Here is a 13384-nt window from a genome sequence, read left to right as displayed (position 1 = left end):
CGCCGAACTCGGCGCCGGGCTCGCCCTCGTCCGCACCTCGCCCTTCCTGCGGCTCGTCCTGATCTGGACGACCACCGTCAACGGCGTGATCGTCGCGCTGTACTACGGCGCCGTCTTCACCCTCCAGAAGGGCGGTCACGGGGGCGCCCCGATGGGACTCGTCCTCGCGCTCTCCGGCGCCGCCGGGCTCACCGGGTCGCTGGCCGCGCCCCGCGTCGTGGGGCGGATCGGCGCGGCCCGGCTGCTGATCGGCGTCTCCTGGCTGCTGGTGCCGCTCGCCGCCGCGCTGGCGACCGCGCGCGGGCCCTGGACGTACGGCGGACTGTTCGGCGTGTTCTGTCTGCTGATGCCGCTGGTCACCGTCGTCCTCCAGTCCCGGGCGATCCAGGAGACCCCGCCCGCCCTCCAGGCCCGCACCGCGGCGGTCCTGACCACCGCCGTCGGCGGCTCGGCCGCCCTCGCACCCGTCCTCGCCGGCGTGTGCGCCTCCCGCGCGGGCACGGCCGCGCCCGCCGTCGCGAGCGCCGCGGTGCTCACCCTGCTGGCCTGCTGGACCACATACGTACGGATACCGGCGCGGGGAGCCGCCGTATGACCGGCCGCTACCAGGTCTACCGGGCCGCGCTGCCCGAGGTGTGCGCCGCCGACCCGGCGCGGATGACCTTCACCGGCGACGCCGAGGGCCGCTGCGAGGTGTTCACCTGGGACGCCCGCACCGGCCGCACCCGCCAGGTCACCGACCGCCCGCACGGCACCTTCCACCACGCCGTCGACCGCGACGGGCAGGTCTGGTGGTTCGACGAGGACGAACACGGCCGCGGGCACTGGCGGTTCCAGCCCTTCGAGGGCGGCCCCGACCGCCCCGGCCTGACCGGGCCGCCCCCCGGCGAGCCGCGCGGCCTCGCCGTCAGCGACAACGCCACGGTCGCGATCGGCCTCGGGGACGCCCGGACCACCGCCGTCCACATCGGCCCGCGCGGCGGCGGGGCCCGCGAGGTGACGCGCGTCGACGGGCACGCCACCCTGTCCGGCATCACCCCCGACGGCCGCCTCCTCGCCCTCGGCGCCGCCGCGGGCTCGGCCCGTGCCGTGACCGTACTGGCCGACGACGGCACCACGCGCGCGGTGCTGCCCGGCGACGGCCCGCACGGCAGACTCTGGTGCCTGGGCTTCGCCCCCGCGGGCGACCGCGCCGAACTGCTCCTCGTCCGCGAGGCCGGCGACCAGTACGTCCTGGCCTGCTGGCGCCCGGACGACGACGGCGGCCCCGGAACGCTCACCACCCACTCCTGGTGCGCCTTCGACACCGAGATCACCGCCCGCTGGCACCCCGACGCGGGCACGGTCCTCGTCCGCCAGGACCGCCACGGCCGCAGCACCCTGCACCGCGTCGACCTGAACGCCCGCACGGCCGAGCCCGTGCCGACCCCGCGCGGCACCCTCCTGGACGCCGCGCCCCGCGCCGGAACCGACGTCCACTACCTCTGGACCGACACCGCCGACCCGCCCCGGATGGCCTCCACCGCCGGGACACCGCTGCCGCCCACCCACGGCATCCCCGTCCCCGTCCCCGGCGAGCACCGCGACCTGTGGACGCCCGGCCCCGACGGGCCCGTCCACAGCCTGCTCAGCCTCCCCGAGGGCCGCCGGGGGCCCGTCCCCGCGGTGTTCCTGGTGCACGGCGGCCCCGCCGACCACGACCGGGACGCCTACGACGGCGTGGTCCACTCCCTCGTCGCCTCCGGCTTCGCCGTCGTCCGCGTCAACTACCGCGGTTCCACCGGCTACGGGCCCCGCTGGCGCCGGGCCTTCGGCCAGGGCGTCGGGCTCACCCAGGTCGACGACCTCGCCGCCGTCCGCGCCGACCTCGTCGCGCGCGGAGTCGTCCGCGCCGACGCGACCGGGCTGTGGGGCACCTCCTGGGGCGGCTACCTCGTGCTGCTCGCCCTCGGGCTGTGCCCGGACCTGTGGCAGGCGGGCGTCGCGGTGAAGCCGGTGGCCGACTGCGCCGCCGCCCACCGCACCGGCACCCCCGCGCTGCGCGCCCTGGACGAGCGGCTGTTCGGCGGCACCCCCGACGAGGTGCCCGAACGGTACGAGCGCAGCTCGCCCCTGCGGTACGCGAGCGCCGTGCGGGCCCCGCTCCTGGTCGTCGCCGCGACCCGGGACGCCAAGTGCCCGCCCGGCCAGGTGCGCGACTACCTCGCCGCCCTGCGCCACGCGCGCGTACCGCACGAGTCGATGTGGCTGGAGACCGGCCACGACGGCTACCAGGGGGAGCACCACGTGGCGGTCCTGCGCCGCGCGGTGGTCTTCCTCGACCGCGAACTGCGCGGCCCCGGCCGCGCGGTCGCCCCCAGGACTCCCCGCTCGGACCGGAGCGGGGATTCCGGACGGGTCCGCACCACGGCCCCCGCCGGAAAAGGCACCACCCGACACGATGAGAGGAGTTCCCATGCAGAAGGACATCATCCAGAACGACCCGCTCGCGGGTGACGAGGAGAACCGCAAGCCGAGCGTCGGCGTGACCATCAAGGTTCCGTTCCGCAACGCCGAGGACGGCGAAGAGGACTGATCCCCGCCGGCCGGCCCGGCGGCCTTGACCGACGGGCCGGCCGGTGCCGGGCCCCGGGCTCCGGCCCGGGGCCCGGGCCCCTTTTCCTTACGTCTGGGTACCCGCGAGGAGTCGACATGCGTGTTCTGCTGGTCAATATGCCCTGGTCGCCGATCGATCTGCCGTCGCTGGCCCTGGGAATCCTCAAACGCAGCGTCGACGAACGCGTACCGGGCGCCCGGGCCGAGGTGCTGCACGCCAATCTCGAATTCACCGACTGGATCACCGAGCGCACCGAATTCACCGCCGACGACTACGAGTACTACGCGCTCTCCTCCTATTTCATGGGCTGCGGCGACTGGGTCTTCTCCTCCGCCCTTTATGACGACCCCGCCTGGCGCGACCAGGAGTTCGCGGACGCGATGAAGGGCAAACTGCGCAAGTCCCGGCTGCGTATGTCACAGGAACTGCACCGCGCGGTACCGGAGTTCGTCGAGATGATCGCCGAGCGGATCGTGGCGTACGGCCCGGACGTCGTCGGCTTCACCTCCACCTTCCAGCAGAACACCGCGGCCCTCGCCGCCGCCAGGCACGTCAAACGGCTCGCCCCGCACATCGTGACCGTCATGGGCGGCGCCAACTGCGACGGCGAGCAGGGCGAGGCCGTCCACCGCAACTTCCCCTTCGTGGACCACGTCATCCGCGGCGAGGGCGAGTCGGCGTTCCCGCAGCTGCTCACCGCCATCGGCGAGGGCGCGGGCCCGGACGCGTTCGCCGCGGTGCCGGGCCTGTGCCACCGTGGCGCCGACGGCGCGAGCGTGGTCAACCCGATGGCCACCAGCCCGCTCCCGCCCGTCGCGATCCTGCCCCCCGACTACAGCGGCTACTTCGAGCGGCTCGGCACCTCGGTGGCCCGCAACTGGGTCGAGCCGAAGCTCGTTGTCGAGGGTGCCCGGGGCTGCTGGTGGGGCGAGAAGCACCACTGCACCTTCTGCGGGCTCAACGGCTCCTTCATGCAGTACCGCTCCAAGAGCCCGGAGACCTTCTACTCGGAGATCATGGAGCTCGCCCGCAAGCACCGCGTCCTCGACATGTACCTGGTCGACAACATCCTCGACATGGGCTACCTCTCCACGGTCCTGCCCCGCATCATCGAGAGCGGCTACGACCTGCGCATGCACATCGAGATCAAGGCCAACATGCGCCGCAGCCAGCTCCGTACGCTCGCCGACGCCGGACTGATCTACGTCCAGCCCGGCATCGAGAGCCTCAACAACCGCGTCCTGGACCTGATGGACAAGGGCGTCAGCGGCTGCCAGAACGTCCGGATGCTGCGCGACGGTGCCGAGACCGGCCTCTCGGTCGCCTGGAACTACCTGCACGGCTTCCCGGGCGAGACCGCCGAGGACTACGACCCGGTGATCGCCCAGATACCGGCGCTCGAACACCTCAACCCGCCGGTCGACCTGTCCGCGCGCATCGCCATCGAACGCTTCAGCCCCTACTTCAACCGTCCCGAACTCGGCTTCGACGGCCTGCGCCCCGAGGAGCACTACCGCTTCACCTACGACCTGCCCGAGTCCGAGCTCTACGACCTCGCGTACGTCTTCGAGGCCCCGCAGCGCGGTATCGGCGAGCCCACGGTGACCGCCCTCAACGACGCGCTGGACGCCTGGAAGAAGAACCACGCGGACGCCCGCCTCACCCACGCCGACCTCGGGGACCGCATCGTCCTGGTCAGCCGGCGCCGGATGTTCGCATGGCGCGCGATGGAGCTCACCGACCCGTTCGAGCTGGTCGCCTTCCGTCTCCTGGACCAGCCGCACACGGCCGCCGCCCTCACGCGCAAGGCCGCCGCCCGGGCCAAGGACGCCGCCCGCGACGAGGGCGAGGTGCAGCGCCTCCTCGACTCCTGGGCCGGCCTCGGCCTGGTCTTCACCGACGGCGGTCAGTACGTCCACATCGCGCCCTCCGCCGTCAACGAGGACCTGCTGCGCCTGGACTTCATGCGCCACGCCCACGCGGCCCTCGACGCGAGTGGGCAGCCCGCGGGCCCCGGCTCCGCGGCCTCCGGGCCGGCCCGCCCGGAGCCCGCCCGCGCCGAGCCCGCTCCCGTATGACCGCGCGGCCCGCCCACCGCGCAGACCGCCCACCGCGAAGCCCGCAAGAGCCGGAAGACCGTACGAGCCGGAGGACCAGCCCGATGAGCACCGCCCTCACCCCGCGCACCGCGGCCCTCACCGTCACCGCCTGGCGCGACTACGACCCCGACGCCTGCGCCCTGCCCGGGATGCACCTGGGCGACCTCGAACTGACCGGCCCCGCGGGGGAGGAGGCCGACCGGCTGTGGGAGGCGGGCGTGCGCCGCGTCCGCCTCGCCGCGACGGTCGACCTCGCGGACCCGAGCACCCCGGACGCCGCCCGGCAGGCCGTACGCGCCCTGAGCCTGGCCCGCGACCTGACGGCCCGGGCCGTGCTGGTCGAGTGGAAGCTGCGGCTCGACCCGGCGGCCGACCCCGACACCTGGAAGCTCCTGAGCCACATCCAGCCACCGCAGCGCCTCGAAGGCCCCGCCGACGCGGCCGGGGCGCTGCGCCAGTGGCGCGAGGGCCACTACCTGTGCAAGTGCCTGTGGCGCCAGGGGCCCGGTTTCGTGCAGATCCGCGACCGCCGCTGGGGCGACCTGCGCCGTTTCACCGCCGACGAGCCCGAGTACCACGAGGTCATCAAGGACCTCGTCCACGGCGCCCCGGCGGACTCCGTCCCGCCCGCGGTCCTCGCCGACTTCCGCTCCGAGAAGCTGGTCCTGGAGGTGGGCGACCTGGCGTGGTGGCTGCCGTACCGGGTGAACCGCTGGATCCAGGAGGCGATGGCCATCTGAGGACCGCGGAAGCGGTCAGGCCAGCAGCCGCCTGCGGCACTCCGCCACGTCGAAGTCGCCTTTCGGGTACTGCGGGTCGAGCGCGCGCAGGTGCTCCAGGAGGAGCCGGCTGACCGCCCAGTCGCGGTACCACTTGCGGTCGGCGGGCACCACGTACCAGGGCGCCGCGTCCGTCGAGCACCGCTCCAGGGCGATCTCGTACGCCGTCCGGTACGCGGGCCACAGCGCCCGCTCGTCGAGGTCGCCCGGGTTGAACTTCCAGTGCTTGTCCGGGTTGTCGAGCCGTTCGAGCAGCCGGCGGCGCTGCTGCCCGGGGCTGATGTGCAGGAAGACCTTGACGACGCTCACGCCGTCCTCCACGAGCGACTGCTCGAACCGGTTGATCTGCCCGTAACGGCGACCCAGCTGCCGGTGCGGCACCAGCTCGTGGACCCGGGCGATCAGCACGTCCTCGTAGTGCGAGCGGTCGAAGATGCCGATCTCGCCCGGCTGCGGCAGCGCCCGCATGATCCGCCAGAGGAAGGGGTGGTTCAGCTCCTCGCGGGTGGGAGCCTTGAACGCCCTGATCCGGCAGCCGGACGGGTTGAACAGGCCGATGACGTGCTTGACCGTGCCGCCCTTGCCGCTGGTGTCCATGCCCTGGAGCACCAGCAGCACCCGGCGCCGGTCGCCCGCGGTGCTCGCCGCGTACAGCCGCTCCTGGAGCCCGGCGAGCTCTTCGGCCATCGCGGCCGTCGCCGCCAGCCCCTCCGCCTTCTTCGCCGGCCCGGCGGGGACGGCGTCGGCCGCGACCGAGCCGAGGTCGAGGCGCTTGCCCGGGGTGACGCGCAGCAGCCGGCGCAGGTCCGGCTGTCCGGGCTTCTTTCCGCCCGTGCCGCTCTTGCTGCCCTTCTCGGCCACCGCGCACCCCTTCCCATCGGTTCCCTCGATCGTGCGACGGAACGCGACGCGGCGCGAACGCTAACGGGCGAAGGGGCCCGTCACCGCGAAGGTCGTTCCCGGTGTGTAGCAGTTGACGTACATCGTCTGCCCGTCCGGGGCGAAGGTGACGCCCGCGAACTCGCCCCACTCGGGGGCGCCGGGCCTGCCGCCCACCCCGGAGGCGGCCGAGGTGATCGTCTGTCGTCCGCGCGCCATCGGGTACACCTTGCCGCGCCGGGTCAGCCCGAAGACGTGCTGGGCGCCGTTGCCGTCCTCGCACACCATCAGCCCGCCGTCCGGGGCGAGACAGATGTTGTCCGGTGACTCGCCGGGCAGCTGGACGTCGGTGGCCGGGCCGAACACGACGATCAGGGTGAGGCGGCGGCGCCGGGGCTCGTACCGCCACACCTGGCCGAAGTGGTCGGCGCCCGACCCCTCGGCCACGCGCGCGTAGCTGGAGACGAAGAAGACGCAGTCCCCGCTCCAGTAGCAGCCCTCCAGCTTCTGCGCGTGGGTGATGCCGCGCGGGCCGAAGTCCTGGAGCCGGATGGGTGTGCTGCGGGCCGAGGGGTCGGGCACCGGCACCCACTCGATGCCCTCGAACCGGGTCCCGGGCTCCTGGACCACGGACAGGTCGGGTACGTCCGGGACGCGCATCGCCTCCAGGGTGCCGCCCGCCCGCAGGGAGCCCGTGCCGCCGAGCGGCCGGTTGGGCAGGAAGCGGTAGAAGAGCCCGAAGGGCCGGTCGAAGGCGTCCTCCGTCTCGTAGACGACACCGCGCCGCGGGTCGACGGCGATCGCCTCGTGCTGGAAGCGGCCCATGGCGGTGAGCGGTAGGGCCCCGGTGCGGCGCGGATCGGCGCCGTCGACCTCGAAGACGAAGCCGTGGTCCTTGGTGTAGCCGTTGGTACCCGCCCGGTCCTCGGTCTCCTCGCAGCTCAGCCAGGTGTTCCAAGGGGTACGGCCGCCCGCGCAGTTGACGGCGGTGCCGCTGAGGGCGACCCGCTCGGACAGCACCCGGTTGTCGCAGTCGAGCTCCAGGGCCGTACAGCCGCCCTTGCCCATCGGGTCGTACACCAGCCCCTCGGCATGGGGGACCGGGATCGCGGCGGTGACCCGGTTCTCGTGGTTGCGCACCAGGCGGACGCCGCCGTGGCGCCCGGCGAACGCGGCCATGCCGTCGTGGTTGCTCGGCACCCGGCCCTCGCCGGAGCGCAGCGGGTCGCCCTCGCGGGAGAGCACCCGATAGCGGAAACCCTCCGGCAGATCGAGCAGCCCGGCCGGGTCGGGAACGAGCGGCCCGTAGCCGCGTCGGCTGGGCGCGGCTACGGCGGGGCTGCCGGCGAAGAGCTCACCGACGGCGCCGGTGAAGGCGACGGCGGCGGCCGAGGCGCCGGTACGCGCGAGGATCTGACGTCGTGTTGCTCGTGCTTCGGACATGAGGCAACTCCCCTGTTGGCGGACAGGAAGACGTGACCCGCATGATCTATCACGCGATCAGGTGATAGGAGAACCATGCGGGCCGTGTCGCCTCAGGTGGCCGGAAAGGGCCGGCGGGTCAGGCCAGCTCGGCGGTGAGCGTGATCGTCGTGCCCGTCAGCGCCTGGCTGACCGGGCAGTTCTTCTTGGCGTCCTCGGCGGCGGCGGTGAAACCCGACTCGTCCAGGCCCGGCACCTCGCCGCGCACGGTGAGGTGGATACCGGTGATGCCCTCACCGGGCTGGAACGAGACGTCCGCCTTGGTCTCCAGCCGGGTGGGCGGGTTGCCGGCGCCGGTCAGCGCGTGCGAGAGGGCCATGGAGAAGCAGCTGGAGTGGGCCGCCGCGATGAGCTCCTCCGGGCTGGTCCTGCCGTTGGCCTGCTCGGCGCGGGACGCCCAGGTGACCGGCTGCTCACCGATGCCGGACGAGTCGAAGGTGACGGTCCCCGAGCCCTTGATGAGCTCGCCCTCCCAGACCGTGTGCGCCGTACGCGTGGTGGCCATGATGTATCCCTTCTGGTGGCTGAGGGGGTGCGGGGCCCCCTGTGCGCCAAACCTACTGCTCCACCAGCCCCTTCGCGTCGCGCGCGAGGGCGGTGAGCCGGGAGATGGCCCGGAAGTACTTCTTCCGGTAGCCGCCGTTCAGCATCTCGTCACTGAAGAGCCGGTCGAAGGGCGCCCCGGACGCCAGCACCGGCACCTCGCGGTCGTAGAGCCGGTCGGCCAGCACCACCAGCCGCAGCGCCGTCGACTGGTCGGGAACCGGCCGCACATCCGTGAGGCAGACCGCCTTCACCCCGTCGGTGAGCGCCCCGTACCGGCTGGGGTGGACCCGCGACAGATGGCCCAGCAGCCCGGGGAAGTCGTCGAGCGCCGCGCCCTCGGTCGCGTACGCGGCCTTGGTGACCTGCTCGTCCGAGAACGGCGCCGGGGCCTCGGGCAGCCCCCGGTGGCGGTAGTCCTCGCCGTCGATCCGCAACGGGCGGAAGTGCGCCGACAGGCCCTGGATCTCGCGCAGGAAGTCGACGGCCGCGAACCGGCCCTCGCCCAGCTTGCCGGGCAGCGTGTTGGAGGTCGCGGCCAGCGCCACGCCCTGCTCCACCAGCTTGCCGAGCAGCGACGACACCAGGACCGTGTCGCCCGGGTCGTCCAGCTCGAACTCGTCGATGCACAGCAGCCGGTGCCCGCTGAGGGTGCGCACGGTCTGCTGGAAGCCCAGCGCGCCGACCAGGTTCGTCAGCTCGACGAAGGTGCCGAACGCCTTGAGCGAGGGCTCGGCCGGGGTGGCGTGCCACAGCGAGGCCAGCAGATGGGTCTTGCCGACCCCGTACCCGCCGTCGAGGTAGACCCCGCGCGGACCCGCGGGCGCAGCGGGCTTGCGGGCGAACCACTTGCGGCGCCCGCCCCCGCTCGCGTGCGCCCCGCCCAGACCGGCCGCGAAGGAGGCGAGCACCGTGACGGCCTCGCTCTGGCTGGGCTGGTTCGGGTCCGGTACGTACGTCTCGAAGCGGACCGAGTCGAACCGCGGTGGCGGCACCATCTCGGCGACCAGACGGTCGGCGGGGACATGCGGCTCGCGGGCGCAGAGCGACAGCGGGGCCGCTTGGGTTATAGGGCTGGTCGACACAGTTCCCCACTGTAAGCGCCGTGTAAGACTGCACGGATGCGACGCCTGTTCCCTGTGACCGACCAGACACCCGTCCCGGACGAGGACGAGTGGTCGTTCGACGCGCTGGCCGAGGCCTACGCGTACCCCGACACGGAGGGTCCGTATCTGCGGGCCAACATGGTCTCCTCGCTGGACGGCGCGGGCCAGCACGAGGGCCGCTCCCACCCCCTCTCCTCCGACACCGACATGCGGATCTTCGGCACCCTGCGGGCGCTGGCCGATGTCGTGGTGGTGGGTGCGGAAACGGTACGCCAGGAGGGTTACCGCCCGGCCAGGGCGCGGGAGGTCTTCGCGGACCGGCGCGCTGCCGCGGGCCAGGGCCCGGCCCCCGCCATCGCGGTGGTGACCGCCAGCCTCGACCTGGACTTCGGCCTGCCCCTGTTCACGTCGCCGCTGATCCCGACGATCGTGCTGACCGGCGCCTCGGCGCCCCCGGACCGGGTCCGCGAGGCGGAGGTGGCCGGCGCGGACGTGGTGATCGCCGGTGACGGGCCGGGCGTGGAGCCCGCCCGGGCCGTCGAGGCGCTGGCCTCGCGCGGGATGCGCCGGATGCTCACGGAGGGCGGCCCCCGGCTGCTGGGCCAGTTCGTGGCCGCCGGAGTGCTCGACGAGCTCTGTCTGACGGTGGCGCCGCTGCTGACCGCCGGCACCGCCCAGCGGATCGCCGGAGGGCCCGCGGTGAGCGCCCCGGAGCAGTTCCGGCTGGAGTCGCTGCTGGAGGAGGCCGGGTTCCTCTACACCCGTTACCGTCGGATCTGACAATCAGCGGAATTTCCCGTTCCGGTTAGCTTCCGTTGGGCACACTTACTCACGCAGACCCCGTGCGAGCACGGGGAAGGATGGTTTCCGCAGGGGCGGGTAACCACGTCGAGGCCCCGCTGCCTCGCGGGGCACCGCCGGAGTGAAGAGAAGGGCGTTTGTCGTGTTCACAAGCGTATTGATGATCGAGAAACCCCTGACCTCCGTGGACGTGGAATTCGTCACCACCCTGCACGGTGACGAGCCGGTCTCCTTCGTCGTGCTCATGCAGCCCCGCGGCGACCAGGACCGCCTGCTGCGCGCCATCGACGACGTGGCCCTCGGCGAACTCGACGAAGCCGTCCACGAGGCGGGCGAACCCGCGGGACCGGCCGCCCAGGCCCCCGCCGCCCGCGCCCTGGAACACTCCCTGCAGGCCCTGCGCGCGGGCGGCAGCGCCGCCGTCGGCCAGCTCGTCGAGGAACACCCCCTCGACCTGCTGAAGTCCGTCGTCGAGGAGGTGAAGGCCGACGAGGTCATCGTCCTGACGGCCCCGCACTACGTGGAGGAGTTCTTCCACCGCGACTGGGCCTCCCGGGCCCGGCACAAGGTCGGCGTCCCCGTCCTGAAGCTCTTCGCGCACAGCGAGGAGGCGCACAGCGAATAGGGTGATGGCTCACTGGACCGGCCGACCGGTCCAGTGCCGCCGGCCCTCACGGCCCGGCAATCACCCCGTACGCCGCGCACCCCCGGGAGACACACACAAATGGCACCCGCGATCCCCACCGCCATGGAACGGCCGCACTTCATCGGCATCGGTGGTGCCGGAATGTCGGGGATCGCGCAGATCCTGGCCCGACGCGGCGCCAAGGTCGCGGGCAGCGACGCCAAGGAGTCCGAGACGGCCGAGGCGCTGCGCGCGGTGGGGGCGACCGTCCACATCGGGCACGCCGCCGAGCACCTCGCCGCCGACGCCACCAGCGTCGTCGTCTCCAGCGCCATCCGCGCCGACAACCCCGAGCTCGTCCGCGCGGCCGAGCTCTCCATCCCCGTCGTCCACCGCTCCGACGCGCTCGCCGCGCTCATGGGCGGCCTGCGCGCCATCGCCGTCGCCGGCACCCACGGCAAGACGACCACCACCTCGATGCTCGCCGTCGCCCTCACCGAGCTCGGCCTCGACCCCTCGTACGCCATCGGCGGCGACCTCGCGGGTCCCGGCACCAACGCCCGCCACGGCGAGGGCGACATCTTCGTCGCCGAGGCGGACGAGAGCGACCGCAGCTTCCAGAAGTACGACCCCGAGGTCGCCATCGTCCTCAACGTCGAACTCGACCACCACGCCAACTACGCCTCGATGGACGAGATCTACGACTCCTTCGAGACCTTCGTCGGCAAGGTCGTCCCCGGCGGCACCCTCGTCGTCTCCGCCGACCAGACCGGCGCCGTCGAGCTCACCCGCCGCGTCCGCGACCTCTCCTCGCTCAAGGTCGTCACCTACGGACAGGACGAGCACGCCGACGTACGCGTCCACAGGATCACCCCGCGCGGTCTGACCAGCGAGGTCACCGTCCTGCTCGGCGGCAAGTACCTGACCTTCACCGTCTCGGTCCCCGGCCGCCACTACGCCCTCAACGCGGTGGCCGCGCTCGCCGCCGGCGTCGCCCTCGGCATCCCGGCGCACAACCTGGCCTCGGCCCTCGGCAAGTACACCGGCGTCAAGCGCCGCCTCCAGCTCAAGGGCGAGGCCGCGGGCGTCCAGGTCATCGACTCCTACGCGCACCACCCGACCGAGATGACCGCGGACCTGGAGGCCATGCGCGCCGCCGCCACCGACTCCCGGCTTCTCGTCGTCTTCCAGCCCCACCTCTTCTCCCGCACCCAGGAGCTGGGCACCGAGATGGGCCGCGCACTCGCACTGGCCGACGCCTCGGTGGTCCTCGACATCTACCCCGCGCGCGAGGACCCCATCCCGGGCGTCACCAGCGCGCTGATCATCGACGCGGCCCGGGCGGCCGGCGCCGGCGTCACCACCGTCCACGACAAGACGGCCGTGCCGGACGTGATCGCGGGAATGGCCAGGCCCGGCGACCTCGTTCTCACGATGGGCGCGGGCGATGTGACGGACCTGGGCCCGCTGATCCTGGCGCGGTTGAGCTGAGGGAGTGCCTTCGATGTCGTACGAGGTCGAGAAGCCGGACGAGCAGTGGCGGGCGGAGCTGAGCCCGGCGGAGTACGCGGTGCTGCGCCAGGCCGGCACGGAACCCGCCTTCGTGGGCGAGTACACGGACACCAAGGCGAAGGGCGTCTACTCCTGCCGGGCCTGCGGCGCGGAGCTCTTCACCTCCGAGACGAAGTTCGAGTCGCACTGCGGCTGGCCCTCGTTCTTCGACCCGAAGGACACGGACGCGGTGGAGCTCATCTCCGACCGCTCCCTCGGGATGGTCCGTACGGAGGTGCGCTGCGCCCGCTGCGGCTCCCACCTGGGCCATGTCTTCGAGGGCGAGGGCTACCCGACCCCGACCGACCAGCGGTACTGCATCAACTCCATCTCACTGCGGCTGACGCCCGACGAGGCCTGAGAGCGGACGACGCTGACGCGGGGACCGGCGCGGTTTGACGCCGGTCCCACAGGCGCGTAAGGTTCTTCGAGTTGTCACGGAGCCGGAACGGTTCTGCGACAGCCGTCCGCCGCAGACTTGCGGCAACCCAACTCAGCACGACCTCCTCTCCGGAATGAATTTCGGCATGCCGAATTTTATTTCGAATAGGAGTGGACGACTCGAACGGCCCGATTAGGAGCCACCGGGGAGATCCGCTAGAGTCTGGGACGTCGGAACGGCCCAACAGCCGGAAAGACAAAACGACTTGACCCGGGAGACCGGGAATCGGACGCGAAAGAGTCTGATAGAGTCGGAAACGAAGGAAGCGCCCGGAGGGCCCGGAAACGGGAACGAAGGAAGCGTCCGTACCTTGAGAACTCAACAGCGTGCCAAAAGTCAACGCCAGATTGACAACCCCGGCCTGCCAGTGATGGTGGGTTGGAGGTTCCTTTGAAAAGTCCTGCCGGCCCTTGTGGCGGGTAGGCAACAACACAGCGAGGACGCTGAGGACGACTGGTCTTATTCCGACCTGGTCGTTCCG

11 protein-coding genes and 1 pseudogene are annotated in these 13384 nt (G+C 72.3%); 8 read left to right on the top strand and 4 right to left on the bottom strand.

The annotated features are described in order from the left end of the window. From ACJA3G_RS15075 to ACJA3G_RS15060, 4 genes and pseudogenes are all read left to right on the top strand, one after another. Positions 1-595, top strand: a pseudogene (locus ACJA3G_RS15075) (MFS transporter); the annotation flags it as partial. Then, complete coding sequence (locus ACJA3G_RS15070) at positions 592-2496, top strand: alpha/beta fold hydrolase (protein ID WP_406553483.1); 1905 nt, start codon at positions 592-594, stop codon at positions 2494-2496. The pseudogene ACJA3G_RS15075 and the gene ACJA3G_RS15070, both read left to right, overlap by 4 nt. 195 nt (positions 2497-2691) lie before the next feature. Beyond that, positions 2692-4674 (top strand): RiPP maturation radical SAM C-methyltransferase, encoded by a 1983-nt coding sequence (locus ACJA3G_RS15065; RefSeq protein ID WP_406553482.1) that lies wholly within the window; start codon positions 2692-2694, stop codon positions 4672-4674. 83 nt (positions 4675-4757) lie between these two features. Next, the gene (locus ACJA3G_RS15060) at positions 4758-5435 is read left to right on the top strand and encodes a DUF5825 family protein (protein WP_406553481.1); all 678 of its coding nucleotides are present in this window, start codon (positions 4758-4760) and stop codon (positions 5433-5435) included. 15 nt (positions 5436-5450) lie between these two features. Here ACJA3G_RS15060 and ACJA3G_RS15055 read toward each other — a convergent pair whose 3' ends face one another. The 4 genes from ACJA3G_RS15055 to zapE all read right to left on the bottom strand — a co-directional run bounded on the left by ACJA3G_RS15055 (position 5451) and on the right by zapE (position 9463). Then, positions 5451-6335: a PPK2 family polyphosphate kinase gene (locus ACJA3G_RS15055; protein WP_406553480.1), complete on the bottom strand. Its 885-nt coding sequence runs from the start codon at positions 6333-6335 to the stop codon at positions 5451-5453. 60 nt (positions 6336-6395) lie between these two features. Beyond that, on the bottom strand, positions 6396-7796 hold the full coding sequence (locus ACJA3G_RS15050; RefSeq protein WP_406553479.1) for an alkaline phosphatase PhoX: 1401 nt from the start codon (positions 7794-7796) through the stop codon (positions 6396-6398). Between the two features lie 118 nt (positions 7797-7914). Continuing rightward, positions 7915-8340, bottom strand: coding sequence for an OsmC family protein (locus ACJA3G_RS15045; RefSeq protein WP_406553478.1), 426 nt, complete (start codon positions 8338-8340; stop codon positions 7915-7917). A 52-nt stretch (positions 8341-8392) separates the two neighbouring features. Then, on the bottom strand, positions 8393-9463 hold the full coding sequence (zapE, locus tag ACJA3G_RS15040; RefSeq protein WP_406553477.1) for a cell division protein ZapE: 1071 nt from the start codon (positions 9461-9463) through the stop codon (positions 8393-8395). 36 nt (positions 9464-9499) lie between these two features. Between zapE and ACJA3G_RS15035 the strand changes: the two genes are divergently transcribed. From ACJA3G_RS15035 to msrB, 4 genes are all read left to right on the top strand, one after another. After that, positions 9500-10264, top strand: coding sequence for a pyrimidine reductase family protein (locus ACJA3G_RS15035; RefSeq protein WP_406553476.1), 765 nt, complete (start codon positions 9500-9502; stop codon positions 10262-10264). A gap of 163 nt (positions 10265-10427) precedes the next feature. Beyond that, a complete protein-coding gene (locus ACJA3G_RS15030) occupies positions 10428-10910 on the top strand; it encodes an indole-3-glycerol phosphate synthase (protein WP_406553475.1) in 483 nt (160 codons plus the stop codon). 99 nt (positions 10911-11009) lie between these two features. Beyond that, positions 11010-12401, top strand: a complete 1392-nt coding sequence (murC, locus tag ACJA3G_RS15025; RefSeq protein WP_406553474.1) for a UDP-N-acetylmuramate--L-alanine ligase — start codon at positions 11010-11012, stop codon at positions 12399-12401. Positions 12402-12414: 13 nt separating this feature from the next. After that, positions 12415-12822 carry a peptide-methionine (R)-S-oxide reductase MsrB gene (gene msrB / locus ACJA3G_RS15020; protein WP_406553473.1) on the top strand — a complete coding sequence of 136 codons (408 nt, stop codon included), beginning with the start codon at positions 12415-12417 and terminating at the stop codon, positions 12820-12822. The last annotated feature ends 562 nt before the right edge of the window (positions 12823-13384 follow it).

It is taken from the genome of Streptomyces sp. YS-3 (assembly GCF_045257485.1).
Classification (GTDB): Bacteria; Actinomycetota; Actinomycetes; order Streptomycetales; family Streptomycetaceae; genus Streptomyces.
The sequence above is the reverse complement of the archived record's forward strand: the minus strand, read 5'-3'. Positions and strand labels throughout refer to the sequence as shown.

Bases quoted from the DNA above. Each gene is read 5' to 3' on its own strand.
- msrB (WP_406553473.1), top strand. From the start codon at position 12,415: ATGTCGTACGAGGTCGAGAAGCCGGACGAGCAGTGGCGGGCGGAGCTG.
- ACJA3G_RS15065 (WP_406553482.1), top strand. From the start codon at position 2,692: ATGCGTGTTCTGCTGGTCAATATGCCCTGGTCGCCGATCGATCTGCCG.
- ACJA3G_RS15060 (WP_406553481.1), top strand. From the start codon at position 4,758: ATGAGCACCGCCCTCACCCCGCGCACCGCGGCCCTCACCGTCACCGCC.
- ACJA3G_RS15035 (WP_406553476.1), top strand. From the start codon at position 9,500: ATGCGACGCCTGTTCCCTGTGACCGACCAGACACCCGTCCCGGACGAG.
- ACJA3G_RS15050 (WP_406553479.1), bottom strand. From the start codon at position 7,796: ATGTCCGAAGCACGAGCAACACGACGTCAGATCCTCGCGCGTACCGGC.
- murC (WP_406553474.1), top strand. From the start codon at position 11,010: ATGGCACCCGCGATCCCCACCGCCATGGAACGGCCGCACTTCATCGGC.
- ACJA3G_RS15045 (WP_406553478.1), bottom strand. From the start codon at position 8,340: ATGGCCACCACGCGTACGGCGCACACGGTCTGGGAGGGCGAGCTCATC.
- ACJA3G_RS15070 (WP_406553483.1), top strand. From the start codon at position 592: ATGACCGGCCGCTACCAGGTCTACCGGGCCGCGCTGCCCGAGGTGTGC.